Origin of the sequence: Streptomyces sp. NPDC017095, assembly GCF_044332325.1 — a bacterium.
Taxonomy (GTDB): Bacteria; Actinomycetota; Actinomycetes; order Streptomycetales; family Streptomycetaceae; genus Streptomyces.
In genome coordinates this window covers 430,269-451,028 of record NZ_JBIROU010000001.1, presented here as the reverse complement: position 1 = coordinate 451,028, position 20,760 = coordinate 430,269, and the positions used below count along the sequence as shown (strand labels likewise).

Here is a 20,760-nt window from a genome sequence, read left to right as displayed (position 1 = left end):
TCATACCCATATGCCCGTCACGGCTTCGTCTGTATATACGACAACCTGGGGTGTGTTGATGATCGGACGCAGACAGCTGGTGGCGCTGGTCCTGACCGCCGTCCTCGCGGCCGGGGCGGCCTGCCAGAACCAGCACCGGGAACCCGGCGCACCGGACCACGCCGTGCCCCCGCCGCGCCCGGCGCCCGCCGGGACCCGCGGGACCGGCGGCTTCACCCTCGTCGCCGCCGGCGGCATCCTGCCGTCCGCCGCCGTCCTCGACCGGGCCGCCTACGACGCGGGCGGCACCGGAGCTGACTTCCGCCCCCTGCTCGCCGGCATCCGACCGGTCGTCGCCGGCGCCGACCTGGCACTGTGTCACCTGACCGCCGTCTCCGGCCCCGGCGACGGCTCCGCGCGGCCCGCCCCCGCCTTCCCGCCGCGGATCGCCGCGGACCTCGCGGCGACCGGCTACGACGGCTGCGCCACCGCCTCCGGCCACGCCCTGGACGACGGCCCGGCCGGGGTCCAGCGCACCCTCGACGCCCTGGACCAGGCCGGTCTGCGGCACACCGGGACCGCCCGCGGCGAGGCCGAGGCCCGCTCGGTGCGGTTCCTGCGGGCGGGCGGCGCCCAGGTGGCGCACCTGGCGTACACCGCCGCCACCGACCGCCCGGTACCGCCCGGACAGCCCTGGGCGGTCAACCTGATCGACGCCGACCGGATCGTCGCCGACGCCCGCGCAGCGCGCCGGGGCGGCGCCGACGTGGTCGTGGTCTCGCTGGACTGGGGCAGCCAGGGGCAGCAGGAGCCCGACCCGCTCCAGCTCACCCTGGCCGGGCGGCTCACCGCCTCCGCCACGGACGGCCGCCCGGACATCGACCTGATCCTCGGCACCGCCGCCGGGCTCCCGCAGGCGTACGAGAAGGTGAACGGCACCTGGGTGGTCTACGGACTCGGCGACCAGATCGGCGGCGCGCCGGACGGCGGACAGGGCGTCCAGGACGAGCGGGGCCGCGAGTCCACCCTCGGCCGCTTCACCTTCGCCCCGCCGGCCCGCCCGGGCGGCCCCTGGCGGGTCACCGGGGCCGAGTTCGTCCCGCAGCTCTACGACCCCGACGCCGGCCGGGTCGTCGACCTCGGCCGGGCCATCGCCCAGGGCGCCGAACTGGACGGCGTGCGCGACCGGATCAGGGACGTGATCCTCAGCCGCGGAGCCGCCCAGGACGGCCTGGTCATGGCGGAGTGATCAGCCGGCGGACCGCCCGGCGGCGAGTGCCGAACGCCGGTAGGAGTAGCCGAAGTAGATCGCGCAGCCGATCGCGAACCAGATCGCGAACCGCACCCAGGTCTGCCACTGGAGGAAGGTGATCAGCCAGACGGAGAAGACGATCCCCAGCGCCGGCACCACCGGCATCGCCGGCGTGCGGAAGGTGCGCGGCAGCTCCGGCTGCCGGTAGCGCAGCACGATCACCGCCGCGCACACCACCACGAACGCCAGCAGGATGCCGATGTTGGTCAGCTCGGCCGCCTCGGCGATCGGGACGAACCCGGCGATGACCGCGGAGGCCGCGCCGACGATCCAGGTCACCCGGGTCGGCACGTGCCGTGTCGGGTGGGTCTTGGCGAACCACCGGGGCAGCAGCCCGTCCCGCGACATCGAGAACCACACCCGGGTAACGCCCAGCATGAAGGTGAACATCACCGTCAGGATGCCGATGATCGCCCCGACCGCGATCACGTCCGCCAGCGCGCCCAGCCCCACCGACTCGAACGCCGTGGAGAAACCGGACTCCTTGTCGATGTCCTTGTAGTTCTGCATGCCCGTCAGGACCAGGCAGGCCGCGACGTAGAGCACCATGGAGACGACCAGCGAGTAGATGATCGCCTTCGGCATGTGGCGCTGGGCGTCCTTCGACTCCTCGGCCGCCGTCGACATCGCGTCGTAGCCGAACACCGCGAAGAACACCGTCGCGGCACCCGTGAACGCCCCGCCGAGCCCGAACGGGAAGAAGGGGTGGTAGTTCCCGGTGTCGATGTGGAACAGCCCCACCCCGATCACCAGCAGCACCACCAGCACCTTCAGGACGACCACGAACGTCTCGAACCGGGCCGCGGCGCGGATGCCCAGGTTCAGCAGCCAGGCGATCAGCAGACAGAGCACGGCCGCGAACAGGTCGACCCGGTGACCCGGCCCGGTGCCGGGCGCGCCCAGCATCCACCGGGGCAGACCGGCGCCCATCGCCTGGACCAGGAAACCGAAGTAGCCGGAGATGCCGATCGCCACCACGGCCACGATCGCCGTGTACTCCAGCAGCAGGTCCCAGCCGATGAACCAGCCCGCGAACTCGCCGAGCACCGCGTACCCGTACGTGTAGGCGGAGCCGGCCTTCGGGATCAGCCCGGCGAACTCGGCGTACGACAGCGCCGCGCAGGCGCTCGCCATACCGGCGATGAGGAAGGACACCAGGACGGCGGGCCCGGCCGTGCCGTTGGCCACCGTGCCGGCCAGTGTGAAGATGCCCGCGCCGATGATGCCGCCCACACCGATCGCGGTGAGCTGCCACAGCCCGAGCGACTTGTCGAGCCGGGTGCCCTCGCCGGCCTCGGTCTCCTCGATGTGCTCGATGGGTTTGCGGCGGAGGATCCCCTCACCCGGACGGAGCCTGCCCATGCGTCTCACCTCTTCGCCTACGGCAACGGCTGACGGCGGATCATGATGTCCCAGCCGTGCCGCCCAGGGAAGACGCCACGCACGGCCGCACCGGCGTCCGCGGCCCCGGCCGGGCGCCCTACGGCACGACCGTCACCGGCCAGCGCCCCGCCTTCACCAGCCGGACCGCCACCGAGCCGATGATCCGGTGGCCGGCCTGCTCGGAGGCGCCCACCACCACCGCGTCCGCCTTCAGCTCGTCCGCCGCCTTCACCAGCCCGGTGTACGGGTCGCCGCGGAAGGTGTGGAACTCCCAGCGCACCTCGAATATCCCCTTGACCCGCTCGGCCGCCTCCCGGATCTGCGTGATCAGGTCCTCGGCGATCTCGTCGGTCGTCTCGGCCACCGGCGCCCCGAACGCCGCGCCCGCCGCGAGCACCGGCTGCACGTACACCACGGCCAGCAGCGCGTGCTGCCGCCGGGCCAGTCCGCCCGCGTACGCGGCGGCGCGCAGCGAGGAGTCGGAGCCGTCCACGCCGACGACGATCACCTTCGGGCCGTCCGTGCCCCGTTCGAACGTGTGCGAGGGCTGTTGCTGCTGTTCCGTCACGGCCCGAGGTTATCGGAACCCTTCGTTCCCGCCCACGTCCCGGGTTCCGCGGGCCGCGGGCCGTCCGTCTCGGCCGCGCTGCGCTGTCCGGGTGCATTCCCGCCGCCGTCCCCGTGGCGTTGCGGTGCGCCGGTGTCCGGCGGGGCGAGTGATGAGTCATGCAGAAGGATCAGTTGTTCACGCGGCGCCGGATGCTCCTCGCCGGTGCCGCCGCGCTCGGCTCGGCGGCCACTGCGGGCCTCGTCCTCGCGGGCGACGGCGAGGAGACCGTCCGGCCCGCCGCGGCCCCGGCCGCCGGTCCGCCGGCCCGCCAGGCCCGCCAGGCCCTGAAACCCTCCTCCTTCCGGCTCCAGCCGCTCACCGGCGAGGGCCCGCCGCGCGCCGCGCCCCGCAGGCTCGCCGTGCGCGAGGAGCCCCTCCTGCGGCTCTCCGGCCCCGGCCGGCACATGGTGCTGACCTTCGACGACGGTCCCCACCCGGACTACACCCCGCACATCCTGGACACCCTCGCCGAACACCGGGTCCGGGCGATGTTCTTCGTCTGCGGGGAGTGCGTCGCCGACCACCGGGAACTGCTGGCCCGGATGGCCGACGAGGGCCATGTCGTCGGCAACCACACCTGGACGCATCCGCTGCTGACGACCCTCGGCCGCGCGGAGATCCGCTCCGAGATGGAGCGCACCAGCGACATCATCGAGGACAGCTACGGCGAGCGCCCCCAGTGGTTCCGCGCGCCCTACGGCGCCTGGAACCGGGCGACCTTCGAGCTCGGCGCCGAGATGGGCATGGAACCGCTGGCCTGGACCGTCGACACCACCGACTGGATGGAGCCCGGCACGGACACGATCATCGACCAGGTGGAGAGCGGCGCGGGCCCCGGCGTCGTGGTGCTCTCCCACGACGCCGGGGGCGACCGCTCGCAGACCGTCCGCGCGATCCGCGAATGGCTGCCCTACCTGATCGACTCCGGATACCGCCTCACCGTGCCGCCCCGCCGCGTGTGACGGCGGTCCCGTCCGCGTCCTCCGCCCGTTCGCGCGGGGCGCGCGCCGCCCGCCGGGCCGCGGCGGTTCAGACGACCGCGGCCAGGCGGGCGAAGACGACGACGTTGCCCTCGTAGCCGTTGCGCTGGGAGAAACCGCCTCCACAGGTGATGACCCGCAGTTCCGGCGCCCCCTTCGAGCCGTAGACCCGGTCGCCGGGGAAGGCGTCCTTCGCGAAGACCTCGACGCCGTAGATCTCGAACACCGCGGTCTTCCCGTCCTGGCGCGCGACCTCGACCTGGTTGCCCTTCTTCAGCGCCCCGAGGCCGTAGAAGACCGCGGGGCCCTGCTTGTTGTCGACATGGCCGACGATGACCGCGGTGCCCTTCTCGCCGGGGGACACGGCGCCGGTGAACCAGCCGGCCAGGCCCGGGTTCTCCGGCGGCGGCGCGGCGACCCAGCCGTCCGGGTCCAGCCCGACCTGCACGACGGGCGCGTCCACCCGGATCGCCGGGATCCGGACCCGCTGCACCGGCGAGAACGGCAGCGCGGTGGGCGCGGGCGCGAGCGTGCCGAGGGTGGCGCGGCCGTCCGGGGCCGCCGCCGAGGCGGGCTGCGGCGGCCCCGTGTCGAATTCCCCCGAACCGTTGCGGAGGAGAGCCAGGCCGGTCAGCAGGACGAGCGCTATCACGCCCCACGGGGCGCGCCTCTTGCGCCGCTCCTCCTCGGCAAGCTCGGACAGCACGGACGCAGACATTCGCCATCCCCTCTCGACGCGGTCCCGCCACGTCCCTCGCACCTGGGAAAACGCTAAGTCCCGTGCGGGCGGCGGGCGACGGGTCAGTGGGCGAACGGGTGGCCGGGCAGCCGCCCGGTGCGCCATCCGAGTTGCCGTCCCCAGGTATTTTCTGACGGTCCGTGACCTGCGGCAATATCCGATTGTGTGGTTATCCGTCGGCGTGTCTGATCACCAGGACGGACCATTCTCGACATGCGGGCGTGTTCCGCGCGTCCGAGGGTCTGTCCGGGAGGTGTTTCTCGCCGATCCACCGGGGACGGGACCCGGTCACCTTCCGCGGAGGATCACATGCGCAACCAACGTGCCCTGGCGGCGGCGTGCACCACGGTCGCCGTCCTCGGGCTCGCCGTCCCCGTGGCCGTCGCGGACGGCATGGGCAACGGGGGCGGCCCGAGCGGCACCGACACGACCGTCGTCGTCCCCGGCACCGGCACCGGCAACATCGGCACGTTCAGCGGGAACGGCGTCTTCCCCGGCAACGGCAACGGCAACGGGAACGGGAACGGGAACGGAAACGGTCACTTCAACGGCGGCGGCAACGGGAACGGCAACGGAAACGGCAACGGTCACTTCAACGGCGGCGGCGGCAACGGCAACGGGAACGGCAACGGGAACGGGAACGGGAACGGTCACTTCAACGGAAACGGGAACGGCAACGGAAACGGGAACGGCAACGGAAACGGTCACTTCAACGGAAATGGCAACGGAAACGGTCACGGAGGCGACGGCTTCGGCAACGGGCACGGAGGCGAGGGCTTCGGGAACGGCCGCGGGGGCGAGGGCCGTGGCGGTGAGGGCAACGGCCGTGGCGGCGAGGGCGGCCGTGGGGACGACTTCCGCCACGGAGGCGGATTCGGCGAGGAGGGCGAGGGCGGCCACGGCGAGGAGGCCGGCAACGCGCGCGACATCTTCGTCACGCCCGACGTCCTGCCCGCCGGCGGCCGCCTCACCATCATCGTGAACGGCTGCCGCGGCGGCACCGCCGGCTCCGACGCCTTCGGCACCGTCCGGCTGGAGTCGTTCCGCGACGACAGCGCGCGCGGCGTCGCCGTCGTCGACCGCGACGCCCGCCGCGGCCGGTACGACGTCACCGTCCGCTGCGACGGCCGCACCCTGACCCGCCGCGGGGCCTTCACCGTGCTCGGCGGGGTCAACGGCGGCCTCGGCGGCAGCAGGACCAGCGGCGCGACCCCCACCGACATGGCCATCGGCAGCGGCCTGGTGGCCACCGCCCTGATCGGCGGCGGGGCCTTCTGGCTGCGCCGGCGGCACGAGAACCGGATCTGAACCCCCGGTGCGCCGCCGAGGCCACCGCGACCGTTCCGGCGCCGGGCAGCCGTACCGCGACAGGCCCTCGCTCCCGTTCCCCTGCGGAACCGGGAGCGAGGGCCTGTCGCGCCGGCCGTGCCCGTCCTGCCCGGCCGGGCGGTGCCGGCCGTCCGGGAGCTACCGGCCGGCGCCCGGGAACAGGCTGAGGAACGGCTCCGCGGTCACCGCGATGCCCCGGCCGTACGGCGCGTCGAGATCCCAGATGAGGAACAGCATGAAGGCGATGGTCGCCGAGAACAGCCCGGCCAGGACCAGTTCCCTCGGGGTGCGCCGGATCTGCAGGGCGAACACCATGCCGATGGTGATCAGTCCGCCGGTGATCAGGCCCCACCACACGACCGGCGGCATGGTGGGCCCGGTGGCGTCGGCGCGCGCGTTGCGCTCCTGGTCGGCGGCGGCCAGCTGGTCCAGCAGCGGCTGGTACGCCTGGGCCTCGAAGTCGTTCGCCGGCCGGTAGTCGGTGACGTCCGCGCGCAGCCGCCGCAGCAGTTCGGTGCCGCGCCCGGTGACCTGCTCGTCCTCCGCCATCCGCCGCCACTCGGTGTGGACGACGTAGCCGACGTAGGTGTCCACGTCCTCGCGGATGCGGTCACGCACCTGCGGCGGGTAGACCCGCACCCGCTCCGAGATCTCGTGCAGCGCCTGCGCCTCGGCCTGGACATGGTCCTCGGCGGCGCTGCGGGCCTCCCAGACGCCCGCGATGGCCAGGCCCAGGACGATGGCGTAGATGACGCCGATCCACATCGTCATGTACTCGATGACGTCGGGGGTCTCGCTGGGGTCCTCGTCCTCGGCGGCCGTGCGGTGCCGTACCAGCGTGATGACGACCACCACGGCACAGGCCCCCAGCATCGCAAGGACGAGAACAAGCCAATCCGACAAGTGGTGCCTCCGGAGATGACGGGCCCGCGCGTCAGCGCGGACGGAGCGCCGCGACGGCGACGATCGCGGGGACGGTGATGAGCAGGACGTAGATGACGGGGGTGGTGTGGCGGGGCGCCCGACGGCGCACGACGTGGGCGTGGTACGCGGGGTAGCTCACCGGCGTCGCGGAGGGCCGCGGGGCGGGCCTGGGCGACGGCTTGGGCACGGGTGTGGGCCGGGGCGCCGGAGCCGGTGCCGGCGGGGCGGCCGGCCGGGGCGGCGGGGGAGCCGGGGCGGGCCGGGCGGGCGGCCTCGGCGCGGGCGCCGGCGGGGGCGTGGGCGCCGGCGGTGGCGGCGGTGTCGGCTTCGGCGAGGGCGTCGGTCTCGGCGACGGGGTGGGCGTGGGTGTGGGGGTCGGGCTGGGCGTGGGTGTCGGCGTAGGCGTGGGCGGGCACGGAGGCGGGGGCGGCGGGCAGGGCGGGTCGGGCCAGTGGTGTCCGCCGGCGTGGGTCTCGACCACCGCGCCGCCGGGGCCCGTCGAGGCGTACGCGCAGGCGTCGGCCGAGGCGCTGGAGGCCGGCCAGCCCGCCAGGGCCCAGGCCAGCGCCAGCAGGGCCAGCACCCGTGCGGCGGGCGCGCGTCGGGTCACTTCGGGTCCATGCACGACGCAGATCATGAGGCGCGGACGGCCGCCGTGCGCCGGGCCGGCCGCAGATTGGCCCGAAAGAGCGAGATAACGTGATCGGAGGTTTCGCGGACGGAAAACACCCATCGGCGCGCTCTGTCCCCTTATGCCCACCGAGACGCGCGTACGGCGTCCCGGGGCCGGTGCCGGGGGCCGGCGCACCGCGCCCGGGAAGAAAGTCCGCCCGCCGTTGAACACCGCGGCCCCCCGGCCGCGTACCCATGGCCGTGCGGTGGCGTGGCAGGCGCCGTACATCCAGGTGACGATGGGGAGTTGACGATGAATACCTCCTGGCGGACCGCCTCGCTGGTGGCCACGGCCGCCGCGGTGCTGGCGCTGACGGCGGCGTGCGGTCAGGACGACACCACCACTCCCGCGTCGGCGGCCCGGGACATCGGGGCCACGGCGCCGGCCGGCGACTACGGCGGCCCGGGCGGCCAGACCGCGACCGGCACCGGCACCGGCACCGGCAACGGCTACGGCGCCGACGGCAGCCAGACCACCGCCCCGGCGGCCCAGGCCGCGCCCGCGGGCGAGCTGACCGTGGCGGACAATCCCGACCTCGGCCCGGTGCTGACCGACGGCTCCGGCCTCACCCTCTACCGGTTCGACAAGGACACCGCCGATCCGCCCGCGTCCCACTGCGCCGGCGACTGCGCCACCACCTGGCCGCCGGTCCCCGCCGGCGACGCCACCGCCGGCGCCGGCGTCGACAAGGCGCTGCTCGGCGAGGTCACCCGCGCCGACGGCTCCCGCCAGCTCACCGTCGGCGGCTGGCCCGCCTACCGTTACGTCAAGGACGTCAACGCCGGTGACGTCAACGGCCAGGCCGTGGGCGCCACCTGGTTCGCGCTCGCCCCGAACGGCAAGAAGGCCAAGGCGTCCGCCCTGCCCGGCCTGTCCGTGCGCAAGGACCCCGAGCTGGGCGAGATCGTCGTGGACCGCCACGGCAGGACGGTCTACCGCTTCCTGAAGGACCAGGCCTGGCCGAAGTCCGTCTCCCGCTGCACGGGGGCCTGCCTGGAGAAGTGGCCGGCCGTCGGCCCGGTCGCCGCCAACGACACCGAGGGCGTGCGGAAGAAGGGGCTCATGCCCTTCACCCGGCCCGACGGGGTGAAGCAGATGACCGTCGACTGCTGGCCCGTCTACACCTTCTCCGGGGACAAGGCCCCGGGCGACACCAACGGTCAGGGCGTGGGCGGCACCTGGTACGCCGTCTCGCCCGACGGCAAGCCGGTCGGCGCGCCGGGGAAGTAGACCCCGCCCCAGGGTCGACCGTCCCGCCCGGCCCGGCGCGCGGCCGTGATCCGCCCCCTCCGTACCGCACGGAGGGGGCGGATCGTTGTGCCGTGCACGAGCCGTCCGCCGGGTGCGCCAAGGCAGTCCGGCCGTCACGCAACGGGGTCGGACGGGCACTTGTCGCAGGCAGTGACCGGGAACGGATGGTCAATATCCGGTTCGGGTCGCCCCTTTGGCGGGCGATCAGTAGCCTCAGCTCGAACACCGGATCGCCTACACCCTGTCCACGCCTTGGAGAGATACATGGAGCGTCCCGCCTGGGCCCCACGCAGCATCGACATCACGGTGCCGAGCGTCTCGCGGATCTACGACTACTACCTGGGCGGTTCGCACAACTTCGAGGTCGACCGGGAAGCGGCGCGCAGGACCCTGGAGTTCCTGCCGGGCCTGCCGAAGACCATGCAGGCCAACCGGGCGTTCATGCGCCGCGCGGTGCGGTTCGCGGCCGGGGAGGGTATCACCCAGTTCCTCGACATCGGCTCCGGCATCCCCACGTTCGGCAACGTCCACGAGGTGGCCCAGGCCGCCGCACCGGGCGCCCGGGTGGTGTACGTCGACCACGACCCGGTGGCCGTCGCCCACAGCGAGGCGGTGCTGGCCGGCAACGACGACGCGGACGTGATCGCCGCCGACCTCCGCAAGCCCCGGGAGATCCTCGCCAGCCCCCGGCTGGAGCGGCTGATCGACCTGAACCGGCCAGTGGCACTCCTGCTCGTTGCCATACTGCACTTCGTGGACGACGCGGACGACCCGTACGGCGCGGTGGCCGAGCTGCGCGAGGCACTCGCGCCCGGCAGCCTGCTGATCCTCACCCATGCCTCGTACGAGGGAATCCCGCTGCCCGCCGAACGGGCCGAGGGCGCGGTGGACGTATACAAGGACATTCGCAACCCGCTGATCATGCGCTCGCGCGAGGAGATCGCGCGGTTCTTCGAGGGGTACGACATGGTGGCACCCGGACTGGTGCAGATGCCGCACTGGCGCCCGGACTCGGCGCCTCAGGACGAGGATCCGTATGCCTTCTCCGGTTTCGCCGGCGTGGGGCGTACGGCGTGATCACCGAGCCGGACGGGCCGGAGGGCAGACTGCGCCGGCTGACGACGATCTGGAGCCGGGCGCTCTTCCCGGTGACCTCGACCTCGCTGACCCGCGTCGAGTTCGAAGAACAACTCCTGCCGCTCGCCCGCCGGTTGAGCGAGCAGCTGCGCGCCCGCAACTTCGACGCGGGCGAGGCGAAGGCCGTCGGCGCCGCCCTGGTCGAGGCGCACTGCACCGACCCCGAGGCGCTGGCCCGCACCCTGGACTGCGTCGACGCCTATCTGGTGCTGTACTGCGGCGCGGACGGCCCCCAGGACGAACTGCGCATGCGCTCCTCGCGGTTGCAGCACGCGCTCGCCGCCGGCTACGCCCAGGCGCTGCGCGAGCGCACCCTCGCCGAGCAGGAGGCCATCGCCCAGGCCGCGTTGCGGGCGCAGGGCGTGGTCGCCCAGGCGCTGCACGCCAGCGAGGCCCGCTTCCGCGCGGTCTTCGAGGGCGCCGCCATAGGGATCGGCATCGCCGACCTCGACGGCAACGTCCTCCAGGTCAACGAGGCGCTGCTGCGCATGTTCGGGCTCTCCGAGCAGACCCTGCGCGGCCGGCGCGTGCAGGACTGGGTGCACCCGGAGGACGCCCCGCAGACCTGGCGGCTCTACCAGGAACTGGTGCGCGGCGAGCGCGAGCACTACCACCTGGAGAAGGCGTTCAACCGGCCCGACGGCACGGCGCTGTGGACCAATCTCACGGTCTCCCTGCTGCGCGACGCCGACGGCAGACCGCAGTACCAGCTCGCCCTTATGGAGGACACCACCGAGCGCCGGCTGCTCAACCTGCGGCTGCGCTACGAGGCCACCCACGACGCCCTCACCGGCCTGCCCAACCGCACGCTGTTCTTCGAACGGCTGGAGAAGGCGCTGAACGCGGGCGAGGGCCAGCGCTTCGGCCTGTGCTACCTGGACCTGGACGGTTTCAAGACCATCAACGACAGCCTCGGCCACGCGGCCGGCGACCGGCTGCTGGTGGAGATCGCCGACCGGCTCCAGTCCTGCGCGACCGCGCCCGGCGAGATGGTCGCCCGGCTCGGCGGCGACGAGTTCGTGGCCCTGACCACCGGAGCCGCCGCCGAGGGCACGGTGGACGACCTCGCCGAGCGCATCATGAACGCGCTGGTGACGCCCATCAGCATCGACGGCCGCGACCTGCTGGTCCGCGGCAGCCTCGGCATCGTCGAGGGCGCGGCGGGCGAGCGCACCGCCGCCGAGGTGCTGCGCAGCGCCGACATCACCATGTACCGGGCCAAATCGGCGGGCGGCAACCGCTCGGAGCTCGCCGACCCCGAGGCCGACGCCCGCGCCATCACCCGGCACGGCCTGACCACGGCCCTGCCCACCGCGCTGGAGCGCGGCGAGTTCTTCATCGAGTACCAGCCCCTGGTCCACCTCGGCGACGGCAGCGTGCGCGGCGCCGAGGCGCTGGTGCGCTGGCTGCACCCGCAGCACGGCATCCTCGGCCCCGACCGGTTCATCCCGCTCGCCGAGCACACCGGGCTGATCGTGCCGCTCGGCCGCTGGGTGCTGGAGGAGTCCATCCGGCAGGCCCGCGCCTGGCGGGAACGCCATGGCGAACAGGCCGCCGGCCCGCTGCGCATCAACGTCAACCTCTCGCCCTGCCAGCTCAGCCACCCCGGGCTGGTGCAGGACACCGTCGACATCCTCGAACGCGCGGGCGTCGCCCCGGAGGCGCTGTGCCTGGAGGTCACCGAGTCCGCGCTCATCGGCGCCGACGACGACCTCCTCAAGCCCCTGCGCCGGCTCGCCGACATGGGCGTCGACATCGCCCTGGACGACTTCGGCACCGGCTACTCCAACCTGGCCAACCTGCGCCGGCTGCCGGTGAGCGTCCTCAAGCTGGACCGCTCCTTCACCCAGGGCATGCAGCGCTTCCCGGCCGATCCCGTCGACCTGAAGATCGTGGAGGGCATCGTCTCCCTCGCCCACAGCCTCGACCTGGCGGTGACCGTCGAGGGCGTGGAGACCGGCGCCCAGGCCGAGCAGCTGCGGATACTGGGCTGCGACACGGCCCAGGGCTGGTACTACGCGCGCCCCGGCCCGCCGGAGCGACTCCACGACCTGGCCCTGGTGGACGCGACCGGCTGACGCGCCGAGGGACGGTCCCACCGGGCGGACGCCCGCGGACGGACCGTCCCTCACCGCTCCAGCAGCATCCGCTGCAACTCCCGGGCCGCCCGCGGCGGGGCCACGTCGCTGCGGTGGGCGAGCGCGATCGTCCGGTGCAGTCCGGGCCGGGCCAGCGGGGTCACCCGCAGGCCGCGGCCGGCCCGGGCGGCGACCATGCGCGGCACCACGGCGACGCCCAGCCCGGCCCGCACGAACCCCAGCACCGCGTCCATCTCGCCGCCCTCCACGGCGAAGTCCGGTTCGAAGCCCTCGGCCCGGCACGCGGCCACGGTCAGCTCCCGCAGGTCGTACCCGTGCCGGAACATCACCAGCCGCTCGCCCGCCAGATCGGCGACGCGTACCGACCGCCCGCCGTGGCCGGGCGCCGGCGCCTCCGGTGAGGACACCACCACCAGGTCCTCGCGCAGCAGCTCCACGGTGGTCAGCGCGGGCGCCGGCGCCGGCAGCGGCAGCACGACGAGCGCCAGGTCGAGCGCGCCGCGCGCCAGCTCCCGCACCAGGTCGTGCGAGCCGCTCTCCTCGATCAGCAGACGGATGCCCGGGTAGCGGTCGTGGAAGGCGCGCAGCACGTCCGGCAGCAGACCGGTGCACAGGCTCGGCGTGGCGCCCAGCCGCACCCGCCCGCTCCGCAACTGCGCCAGCTCCTGCACCTCCTGCCGGGCGGTGTCCGCGTCGGCCAGGATGCGCCGGGCCAGCGGCAGCAGCGCCTCTCCGGCGTCGGTGAGTGTGATGTTGCCCCGGGCGCGCAGGAACAGGTCCGCGCCCAGCTCCCGCTCCAGCGCCTTGATCTGCTGCGACAGCGAGGGCTGGGCGACATGGACCCGCTCGGCGGCCCGGGTGAAGTGCCGGGTCTCGGCGACGGCCACGAAGTACCTGAGCTGCGGGAACTGCATGCTGCCATGATAGCTCGGGGCTATGGAAACAAGCTGGACCATGTCTTGGACCGATCGGGATCTGTGGCCCTAGCGTGCTTGCCATGGCTCTGGCAACGCGGACGGACCGACGGCCGTCCATGGCGCGCACGGTGTGGGACTCCACCGTCGGCAAGAAGACGGTGATGGCCGTCAGCGGTCTGGTCATGCTGCTCTACCTGGTGGCGCACATGATCGGCAATCTGAAGATCTTCTTCGGCGCGGGCGAGTTCAACCACTACGCGCACTGGCTGCGCACCGTCGGCGAACCGTTCATGCACTACGAGTGGACGCTCTGGCTGATCCGGATCGTCCTGGTCGTCGCCGTGGCCGCCCACGCCACCTCCGCCTACCAGCTCAGCCGCCGCGACCTCAAGGCGCGGCCCAGCCGGTACGTCCACAAGAAGCCGCGGGCGAGCTACGCGACGCGCACCATGCGCTGGGGCGGCGTCATCCTCGGCCTGTTCGTCGTCTGGCACCTGCTGGACCTGACCACCGGCACCGCGCACCCCGGCGGCTTCCAGAACGGACACCCGTACCAGAACGTGGTGGACACCTTCTCCACCTGGTACGGCGACGTCGTCTACATCGTCGCGATGCTCGCGCTCGGCCTGCACATCCGGCACGGCTTCTGGAGCGCCGCCCAGACCCTCGGCGTCGGCAGCCGCGCCCGCGACCGCGTCCTGAAGACCCTCGCCGACGTCCTCGCGCTGCTGCTCACGGCCGGCTTCATCGCCGTACCCGTGGGCGTCATGACCGGAGTGGTGAGCTGACCATGACGTACACCGACTACGCGACCGGCACGCCGGTCACCGACACCAAGGCCCCGGCCGGCCCGATCCACGAGCGCTGGGACAAGCGCCGGTTCGAGGCCAAGCTGGTCAACCCGGCCAACCGGCGCAAGCACACGGTGATCGTGGTGGGCACCGGTCTCGCCGGCGGCTCCGCCGGCGCCACCCTGGCCGAACAGGGCTACCACGTCGTCCAGTTCTGCTACCAGGACTCCCCGCGCCGGGCCCACTCCATCGCCGCGCAGGGCGGGATCAACGCGGCGAAGAACTACCGCAACGACGGCGACTCGATCCACCGGCTGTTCTACGACACGGTCAAGGGCGGCGACTTCCGCGCCCGCGAGTCCAACGTGCACCGGCTCGCGCAGATCTCCGTCGAGATCATCGACCAGTGCGTGGCCCAGGGCGTGCCGTTCGCCCGCGAGTACGGCGGGCTGCTCGACACCCGCTCCTTCGGCGGCGTCCAGGTCTCCCGCACCTTCTACGCCCGCGGCCAGACGGGCCAGCAGCTCCTCCTCGGCGCCTACCAGGCGCTGTCCCGGCAGATCGCCGCCGGGAACGTCGAGATGCACCCGCGCACCGAGATGCTCGACCTGATCGTCGTCGACGGGCGGGCGCGCGGCATCGTCGCCCGGGACCTGGTCACCGGCCGGATCGACACCTACTTCGCGGACGCCGTCGTCCTCGCCTCCGGCGGCTACGGCAACGTCTTCTACCTGTCGACCAACGCCATGAACTCCAACGCGACCGCCGTCTGGCGGGCGCACCGGCGCGGCGCGTACTTCGCCAACCCCTGCTTCACCCAGATCCACCCCACCTGCATCCCGCGCACCGGCGAGCACCAGTCCAAGCTGACCCTGATGAGCGAGTCGCTGCGCAACGACGGCCGGATCTGGGTGCCCAAGGCCAAGGGCGACACCCGGCCGCCGCACCAGATCCCCGAGGACGAGCGGGACTACTATCTCGAACGCGTCTACCCGTCCTTCGGCAACCTGGTCCCGCGCGACATCGCCTCCCGCGCCGCGAAGAACGTCTGCGACGAGGGCAGGGGAGTGGGCCCCGGCGGACAGGGCGTCTACCTGGACTTCGCCGACGCCATCCGGCGCCTGGGCCGCGGGGCCGTCGAGGCGAAGTACGGCAACCTCTTCGACATGTACCAGCGGATCACCGACGAGGATCCGTACGAGGTGCCGATGCGGATCTACCCGGCCGTGCACTACACGATGGGCGGCCTGTGGGTCGACTACGACCTCCAGACCACCATCCCCGGCCTGTTCGCGATCGGCGAGGCCAACTTCTCCGACCACGGCGCCAACCGGCTCGGCGCCAGCGCCCTGATGCAGGGCCTGGCCGACGGCTACTTCGTCCTGCCGGCCACCATCAACGACTACCTGGCCCGCCACCCCCACCAGGAGCCGGTGACCGCCGCACACCCCGTCGTCCAGGAGGCGCTGGCCGAGACCGAGGATCGGATCAGCCTGCTGCTGGCCGTGGACGGCGACCGCACCCCGGATTCCTTCCACCGCGAACTGGGCGAACTGATGTGGGAGTTCTGCGGCATGGCCCGCTCCGACGCCGGACTGCGCAAGGCCCTGGAGCGCATCCCGCAGATCCGCGAGGAGTTCTGGCGGCGGATCAAGGTGCCCGGCACCGGCGAGGAGTTCAACCAGTCGCTGGAGAAGGCCAACCGCGTCGTCGACTACCTGGAACTCGCCGAGCTGATGTGCCTCGACGCGCTGCACCGCACCGAGTCCTGCGGCGGCCACTTCCGCGAGGAGTCCCAGACCCCGGACGGCGAGGCGGCCCGCCGGGACGAGGCGTTCTCCTACGCCGCGGCCTGGGAGTTCACCGGCACCGGCGAGGCACCCGTCCTGCACCGGGAAGACCTGGTCTTCGAGTACGTCCATCCCACCCAGCGGAGCTACGCATGAAGCTCACCCTGCGCGTCTGGCGGCAGAAGAACGCCGGCGCCGAAGGAGCGATGTCCACCTACGAGGTGGACGACATCTCGCCCGACATGTCCTTCCTGGAGATGCTGGACGTCCTCAACGAACGGCTCATCCTGGCCGGCGAGGAACCGGTCGCCTTCGACCACGACTGCCGCGAGGGCATCTGCGGCGCGTGTTCGCTGGTCATCAACGGCGACGCGCACGGACCGGAGCGCACCACCACCTGCCAGCTGCACATGCGGTCCTTCCGGGACGGCGACACCATCGACATCGAGCCGTGGCGGGCGTCCGCGTTCCCCGTGATCAAGGACCTGGTGGTGGACCGGTCGGCGTTCGACCGGATCATCCAGGCCGGCGGCTACGTCACCGCGCCGACCGGCTCCGCGCCGGAGGCCCACGCCACCCCGGTGCCCAAGGCCGACGCCGACTTCGCCTTCGAGCACGCCGAGTGCATCGGGTGCGGGGCCTGCGTGGCCGCGTGCCCCAACGGCGCGGCGATGCTGTTCACCTCGGCCAAGGTCAACCACCTCAACGTGCTGCCGCAGGGCGCGCCCGAGCGGGAGACGCGGGTGCTGGACATGGTGGCGCAGATGGACGCGGAGGGCTTCGGCGGGTGCACGCTGGCCGGCGAGTGCGCCACCGCCTGCCCCAAGGGCATCCCGCTGATGTCGATCACCAGGATGAACAAGGAGTGGCTGCGGGCCGCCCGGAAGACGGGCGGGCGCTGAGCGCCGCGGCCGGCCGTGCCCCGCGCGGGGCACGGGTATGAGCGTTCGCCCAACAGGAGGCGGGCGGGCGGGGCCGGGAGTGGTGCTCACCGGCCCCGTCTGATGTCCGGCCGGAGCCGAGGCGGCCGGAAACGTTCGGAGCCGAGGCGGCCGGGAACGGACCGAGGCGGCTGGAAACGTTCGGCACCGAGGCGGCCGGAGATGTCCCTCGCGCCGGCTCACGCGGTGGGGCGCACCACGCATTCCAGGACGGCCATCGCGCTGGGGAGTTTCATCGCCGCCTGCGTCCAGGCGAGCGAACGCGGCCCGTCCAGCACCGCGCCCGCGACCTCGTCGCCGCGGTGGGCGGGCAGATCGTGCAGGAACGACGCCCGCGGCCAGCGGCGCATCAGCGCCTCGTCCACGTGGAAGGGCCGGAACACCTCCCGCCACGACGCGTCCGCCTTGCTGGTCCCGGTGGTCTGCCAGCGCGTGGTGTACACGACGTCGACCCGGTCCGGCGCCTCGGCCGGGCAGTGGGTCTCGGCCAGCACGGCACCCGTGTCCCGCGCGACGCGCCGCGCGGCGGCCAGCACCCCGTCCGGCAGCCCGTACCCCGGCGGGGTGACGAAGGTGACGTGTGCTGCGGGCACCGTGGCGAGCCCGTGGGCCAGCGCGGTGGCCGTGTTGTTGCCCTCGCCGAGGTACAGCACGCGGATCCCGCTCAGATCGCCGTACGCGAGCGTCAGCGTGGCCAGATCGCACACCGCCTGCGTCGGGTGCTCCTCCGCCGCCATCGCGTTGACCACCGGCAGCCCGCCCTCGCCGGACAGTTCCCGCAGGTGCCGCACGGGCCCCGCGGTGCGCGCCACGAGCAGGTCGAGCATGGCACCGAGAATGCGGCCGGTGTCGCCCACCGACTCCCCGGTGTCGAGCTGGAGGTCGTGCGGCCCGTAGCAGACCGGGGTGCCGCCCAGGCGTACCGCGCCGGCCTGGAAGGCGGTACGGGTACGGGTGGAGGTGCGGGTGAACAGCACCCCGACGAGCCGGTCCCGCAGCGGCAGATCGTGCGCCCGCCGGTCGTGGAACAGCTCGGCGGACCGCGCGACCAGCTTGCGCAGCGCCGCGGGCTCCACGTCCGCCAGCGAGAACAGCCCCTGCTCCCGGGTGGCCGCGGGGCGGCCGTGCAGCGTGCTCATGCGGTCCTCTCCTTCGGTGCGGTCGCCGCCGGCGCGCGCTCGTCCGTGCGGGCCCGGCGGCGACCCAGTGGACCGCATCCGGCGGGCCCGTCCACGGCCGACATGCCGGACGGACCGCCTGTCCCGCCCGCCGCACCTCTTCCCATCGGCTGATCAGGTGGTAGGAAACGTCGTTTTATGGCACCCCGCATGATGTGCTGGTTAGCATGAACCGCTCAGTTCCCGACCACGTCTCCCCAGGGGAGTTATCGGTGAGTGCATCGCCGTCGAACGACGCGCCGGACCGTGCCATCGCCGAACGGCCGGACGACGGCACCGCCGTCGTCCGGGTCGCCGACTACCGCCATCTGCGCCCCGAGGACCGCACCCCGCCCGGCCGGGCCCGGGTGTTCTTCGACCCGGTGGACACCGAGATCGGCGTGTGGGCGACCGTCGACGTCCTCAGGCCGGGCGCCACGGTGCTGGACCTCGGCTCGGGCAGCGGCGCGGCCGCCGCCGCGGTGGCGCGCGCGGGCGCCGCGCGGGTGCACGGCGTCGACGTCTCCGCCGACAGCCTGGCGTGGGCCGCCGCCCGCTACGCCACCGCAACCGAGGCCGCCGACGCCACGGACGGCGCGGCGCCGGACGGCGCCGCCGGCGGCCGGGTGTCCTTCGGCCCCGCCGACTACGCCGCCCTCTCGCCCGACGGGCTGCTGGCCGCCTGTCCGTTCACCGCCGCACCGGACGTGATCGCCAGCAACCCGCCGTACGTGCCGCTGCCGTCGGCCGCCGGCACCGGCGGCCGCACGTCGATCGACGGCGGCGCCGACGGACTGAGCCTGGTCCGGCACGTGCTCAGGCACGCCTCGGCGCTGGGCGCCGACCTCGCCCTGACGGTGGGCAGTTACACCACGCCCCGCCGGACGGCGGCCCTGCTGCACGAGCACGGCTACCGGATCACCTCGCTCACGCTGGGCGCCCTGCGGCTCGGCGAGCACACCCGCGACCACATGGCCCGGGTGCGCGAACTGGAGGCGTCCGGCGAGGGCCCGCTCCTGCGCACCCCCGACGGCGTCCCGTACTACCTCGTCGTCGGCCTGTCGTGCCGGCGCGACGACGGCACGGCGGCCGGGGAATCCGCGCCGCGCCGCTTCCTGCCGCCGGAGGAGCTGCTGCCGCTGCTCCAGCTGGCCTGCCGGTCCCGGACGCTCGAGCTGGAGACCCTCGACGCGGCACCGGCCGGCCGGCACGTCCCGGTCCGGGTCGTGAGCCTGCCCGACGAGTCCCGGCGCCGCCATGTCTGACCCCGGGCGCCGGGAGGACGCCGCCGCGTGGCCCGCGGACGGACCGCTCACCGTCGGGGTGGAGGAGGAGTTCTTCGTCCTCGACCAGGACACGCACCGGCTCGCCGACAGCGCGCCCCTGCTCGACGCCCTGCGCGGACACCTCGACGAGGACGGCAGCGAGACCTACAGCTGCGAACTGCGGCCCTGCATGATCGAGAGCCGCACCGGCATCTGCGGCGGTCTGGACGCCCTGCGCGCCCAACTGTGCGAGCGGCGGGAGACTTTGAGCCGGGCCGCCGCGGGACACGCGCTCGCGATCGCGTCCTCGGGCACCTACCCGCTCGCCGACTGGCGGCAGGAGGGCTTCACCTCCTCGCCGCGCTACGACCACATCGCCCGCGTCTACGGGCGCCTCGCCGCCGAGCACCTGGTCTGCGCCTGCCATGTGCACGTGGGAGTCGCGGACCGCGACACGGCCGTCGCGGTGATCAACCGGGTCCGCCCGTGGGTGCCCGTGCTGGCCGCGCTGGCGGCCAGCTCCCCGTTCTGGACCGGCGAGGACACCGGCTACGCCAGCTACCGCGGCATCATCTGGTCCCACTGGCCGACCGCGGGCATGCCCCCGACGCTCGCCTCCTACGCCGACCACCGCGAGCGGGTCCGCGGGCTCGTCGCCCTCGAGGCCGGCGCCGACGCCGGGCAGGTCTTCTGGGACGTCCGGCCGGGCACCCGGTACCACACCGTCGAGTTCCGCATCGCCGACGCCTGCACCACCGTCGGCGAGGCCGTGCTCCAGGCCGGGCTGGCGCGCGCGCTGGTCCGCCAGTGCCTCACCGAGATGGCGAACGGGGACCCGGCTCCGGAGGTGCACCCGGAACTGCTGCGCGTGGCGAAGTGGCGGGCCGTCCGGTTCGGCCTCACCGAGCGGCTCGTCGACCCGCTGGCGGTCGCGCTGGTGCCGGCCGCCGAACTCGTCCACCGGCTGCTCGACCACGTGCGCGGGCCCCTGACGGACACCGGGGACTGGGCGGAGGTGACCGGCCTGGTGGACCAGGCGCTGCGCCAGGGCACCTCCGCCGACCGCCAGCGCCGCGCCCTCACCGCCGGCGCGGGACTGGCGGACGTGGCCGAACTGCTGGTCACGGAGACCGGGAACTTCCGGTCCGCACCCTCGCTCTGAACGGGTGCGCACCGGTCGCGTCCGGCGAGACATGGCCCCGGGCGAGCCGCGGGCCATGACACCGAACAAGGAGGAGACAGCGTGCGAGAAGAGCCCGACTGCGTGATCACCGCCTATCCGGACGGTCCCCTCCTGGTGCGCGGCGCGCACCGCGTCGTGGACGCCGACGGCACGGAGACGGAGGTCACCCGGCCCGTGGTGGCGTTGTGCCGCTGCGGCCGGTCCGGCCAGAAGCCGTGGTGCGACAGCACCCACAAGCTGACCCGCTTCCGCGACCGCGGCCGCCGCCGCGACACCGAGTAGGGGACCGGCCCCCAGTCT

General features: G+C 73.4%; 19 protein-coding genes. 12 read left to right on the top strand and 7 right to left on the bottom strand.

The window, feature by feature from the left end:
• The first annotated feature begins 58 nt into the window (after positions 1-58).
• Positions 59-1,228, top strand: coding sequence for a CapA family protein (locus tag ACH4OA_RS01805; protein WP_397967116.1), 1,170 nt, complete (start codon positions 59-61; stop codon positions 1,226-1,228).
• Here ACH4OA_RS01805 and ACH4OA_RS01800 read toward each other — a convergent pair whose 3' ends face one another.
• Positions 1,229-2,653: an amino acid permease gene (locus ACH4OA_RS01800; RefSeq protein ID WP_397935145.1), complete on the bottom strand. Its 1,425-nt coding sequence runs from the start codon at positions 2,651-2,653 to the stop codon at positions 1,229-1,231.
• A 118-nt stretch (positions 2,654-2,771) separates the two neighbouring features.
• Positions 2,772-3,242, bottom strand: coding sequence for a universal stress protein (locus ACH4OA_RS01795; RefSeq protein ID WP_365882878.1), 471 nt, complete (start codon positions 3,240-3,242; stop codon positions 2,772-2,774).
• A 158-nt stretch (positions 3,243-3,400) separates the two neighbouring features.
• Between ACH4OA_RS01795 and ACH4OA_RS01790 the strand changes: the two genes are divergently transcribed.
• Positions 3,401-4,246 (top strand): polysaccharide deacetylase family protein, encoded by an 846-nt coding sequence (locus tag ACH4OA_RS01790; protein WP_365941951.1) that lies wholly within the window; start codon positions 3,401-3,403, stop codon positions 4,244-4,246.
• Positions 4,247-4,313: 67 nt separating this feature from the next.
• Here ACH4OA_RS01790 and ACH4OA_RS01785 read toward each other — a convergent pair whose 3' ends face one another.
• The gene (locus ACH4OA_RS01785) at positions 4,314-4,982 is read right to left on the bottom strand and encodes a class F sortase (RefSeq protein ID WP_397935144.1); all 669 of its coding nucleotides are present in this window, start codon (positions 4,980-4,982) and stop codon (positions 4,314-4,316) included.
• A 330-nt stretch (positions 4,983-5,312) separates the two neighbouring features.
• On the opposite strand from ACH4OA_RS01785, the gene ACH4OA_RS01780 reads away from it, so the two are divergent.
• Positions 5,313-6,311, top strand: a complete 999-nt coding sequence (locus tag ACH4OA_RS01780; protein WP_397967114.1) for a hypothetical protein — start codon at positions 5,313-5,315, stop codon at positions 6,309-6,311.
• Positions 6,312-6,470: 159 nt separating this feature from the next.
• Here the strand turns inward: ACH4OA_RS01780 and ACH4OA_RS01775 are convergent, their stop codons facing one another.
• Positions 6,471-7,235, bottom strand: a complete 765-nt coding sequence (locus ACH4OA_RS01775; RefSeq protein WP_365941762.1) for a hypothetical protein — start codon at positions 7,233-7,235, stop codon at positions 6,471-6,473.
• A 31-nt stretch (positions 7,236-7,266) separates the two neighbouring features.
• Positions 7,267-7,395: a hypothetical protein gene (locus tag ACH4OA_RS01770; protein WP_365941764.1), complete on the bottom strand. Its 129-nt coding sequence runs from the start codon at positions 7,393-7,395 to the stop codon at positions 7,267-7,269.
• 786 nt (positions 7,396-8,181) lie between these two features.
• Between ACH4OA_RS01770 and ACH4OA_RS01765 the strand changes: the two genes are divergently transcribed.
• From ACH4OA_RS01765 to ACH4OA_RS01755, 3 genes are all read left to right on the top strand, one after another.
• The gene (locus ACH4OA_RS01765) at positions 8,182-9,159 is read left to right on the top strand and encodes an SCO0930 family lipoprotein (protein WP_397967370.1); all 978 of its coding nucleotides are present in this window, start codon (positions 8,182-8,184) and stop codon (positions 9,157-9,159) included.
• A 285-nt stretch (positions 9,160-9,444) separates the two neighbouring features.
• On the top strand, positions 9,445-10,257 hold the full coding sequence (locus tag ACH4OA_RS01760; protein WP_397935142.1) for an SAM-dependent methyltransferase: 813 nt from the start codon (positions 9,445-9,447) through the stop codon (positions 10,255-10,257).
• Positions 10,254-12,395 (top strand): putative bifunctional diguanylate cyclase/phosphodiesterase, encoded by a 2,142-nt coding sequence (locus ACH4OA_RS01755; RefSeq protein WP_397935141.1) that lies wholly within the window; start codon positions 10,254-10,256, stop codon positions 12,393-12,395. Before ACH4OA_RS01760 ends, ACH4OA_RS01755 begins: the two co-directional genes overlap by 4 nt.
• Positions 12,396-12,445: 50 nt before the next feature.
• Here the strand turns inward: ACH4OA_RS01755 and ACH4OA_RS01750 are convergent, their stop codons facing one another.
• A complete protein-coding gene (locus ACH4OA_RS01750) occupies positions 12,446-13,330 on the bottom strand; it encodes a LysR family transcriptional regulator (RefSeq protein ID WP_397935140.1) in 885 nt (294 codons plus the stop codon).
• A gap of 119 nt (positions 13,331-13,449) precedes the next feature.
• On the opposite strand from ACH4OA_RS01750, the gene ACH4OA_RS01745 reads away from it, so the two are divergent.
• The 3 genes from ACH4OA_RS01745 to ACH4OA_RS01735 are packed head-to-tail and all read left to right on the top strand — an operon-like array spanning position 13,450 to position 16,816.
• Entirely contained in the window at positions 13,450-14,121 is a 672-nt protein-coding gene (locus tag ACH4OA_RS01745; RefSeq protein ID WP_397967368.1) for a succinate dehydrogenase, read from the top strand.
• A gap of 2 nt (positions 14,122-14,123) precedes the next feature.
• Positions 14,124-16,070, top strand: a complete 1,947-nt coding sequence (locus ACH4OA_RS01740; protein ID WP_397935139.1) for a fumarate reductase/succinate dehydrogenase flavoprotein subunit — start codon at positions 14,124-14,126, stop codon at positions 16,068-16,070.
• Positions 16,067-16,816, top strand: a complete 750-nt coding sequence (locus ACH4OA_RS01735; protein ID WP_365941767.1) for a succinate dehydrogenase/fumarate reductase iron-sulfur subunit — start codon at positions 16,067-16,069, stop codon at positions 16,814-16,816. The genes ACH4OA_RS01740 and ACH4OA_RS01735 overlap by 4 nt, the downstream gene beginning before the upstream one ends.
• Before the next feature lie 218 nt (positions 16,817-17,034).
• Here ACH4OA_RS01735 and ACH4OA_RS01730 read toward each other — a convergent pair whose 3' ends face one another.
• Complete coding sequence (locus tag ACH4OA_RS01730) at positions 17,035-17,994, bottom strand: ornithine carbamoyltransferase (protein ID WP_397967112.1); 960 nt, start codon at positions 17,992-17,994, stop codon at positions 17,035-17,037.
• Positions 17,995-18,245: 251 nt separating this feature from the next.
• On the opposite strand from ACH4OA_RS01730, the gene ACH4OA_RS01725 reads away from it, so the two are divergent.
• The 3 genes from ACH4OA_RS01725 (at position 18,246) to ACH4OA_RS01715 (ending at position 20,742) form a co-directional block, all read left to right on the top strand.
• Complete coding sequence (locus ACH4OA_RS01725) at positions 18,246-19,277, top strand: methyltransferase domain-containing protein (protein WP_397967109.1); 1,032 nt, start codon at positions 18,246-18,248, stop codon at positions 19,275-19,277.
• Positions 19,270-20,439 (top strand): glutamate--cysteine ligase, encoded by a 1,170-nt coding sequence (locus tag ACH4OA_RS01720; RefSeq protein ID WP_397967107.1) that lies wholly within the window; start codon positions 19,270-19,272, stop codon positions 20,437-20,439. Before ACH4OA_RS01725 ends, ACH4OA_RS01720 begins: the two co-directional genes overlap by 8 nt.
• A gap of 81 nt (positions 20,440-20,520) precedes the next feature.
• Positions 20,521-20,742 carry a CDGSH iron-sulfur domain-containing protein gene (locus ACH4OA_RS01715; protein WP_365873281.1) on the top strand — a complete coding sequence of 74 codons (222 nt, stop codon included), beginning with the start codon at positions 20,521-20,523 and terminating at the stop codon, positions 20,740-20,742.
• Positions 20,743-20,760: the final 18 nt, after the last annotated feature.

Bases quoted from the DNA above. Each gene is read 5' to 3' on its own strand.
- ACH4OA_RS01750 (WP_397935140.1), bottom strand. From the start codon at position 13,330: ATGCAGTTCCCGCAGCTCAGGTACTTCGTGGCCGTCGCCGAGACCCGG.
- ACH4OA_RS01730 (WP_397967112.1), bottom strand. From the start codon at position 17,994: ATGAGCACGCTGCACGGCCGCCCCGCGGCCACCCGGGAGCAGGGGCTG.
- ACH4OA_RS01740 (WP_397935139.1), top strand. From the start codon at position 14,124: ATGACGTACACCGACTACGCGACCGGCACGCCGGTCACCGACACCAAG.
- ACH4OA_RS01780 (WP_397967114.1), top strand. From the start codon at position 5,313: ATGCGCAACCAACGTGCCCTGGCGGCGGCGTGCACCACGGTCGCCGTC.
- ACH4OA_RS01720 (WP_397967107.1), top strand. From the start codon at position 19,270: ATGTCTGACCCCGGGCGCCGGGAGGACGCCGCCGCGTGGCCCGCGGAC.
- ACH4OA_RS01790 (WP_365941951.1), top strand. From the start codon at position 3,401: ATGCAGAAGGATCAGTTGTTCACGCGGCGCCGGATGCTCCTCGCCGGT.
- ACH4OA_RS01760 (WP_397935142.1), top strand. From the start codon at position 9,445: ATGGAGCGTCCCGCCTGGGCCCCACGCAGCATCGACATCACGGTGCCG.
- ACH4OA_RS01765 (WP_397967370.1), top strand. From the start codon at position 8,182: ATGAATACCTCCTGGCGGACCGCCTCGCTGGTGGCCACGGCCGCCGCG.
- ACH4OA_RS01800 (WP_397935145.1), bottom strand. From the start codon at position 2,653: ATGGGCAGGCTCCGTCCGGGTGAGGGGATCCTCCGCCGCAAACCCATC.
- ACH4OA_RS01735 (WP_365941767.1), top strand. From the start codon at position 16,067: ATGAAGCTCACCCTGCGCGTCTGGCGGCAGAAGAACGCCGGCGCCGAA.
- ACH4OA_RS01785 (WP_397935144.1), bottom strand. From the start codon at position 4,982: ATGTCTGCGTCCGTGCTGTCCGAGCTTGCCGAGGAGGAGCGGCGCAAG.
- ACH4OA_RS01745 (WP_397967368.1), top strand. From the start codon at position 13,450: ATGGCGCGCACGGTGTGGGACTCCACCGTCGGCAAGAAGACGGTGATG.
- ACH4OA_RS01805 (WP_397967116.1), top strand. From the start codon at position 59: ATGATCGGACGCAGACAGCTGGTGGCGCTGGTCCTGACCGCCGTCCTC.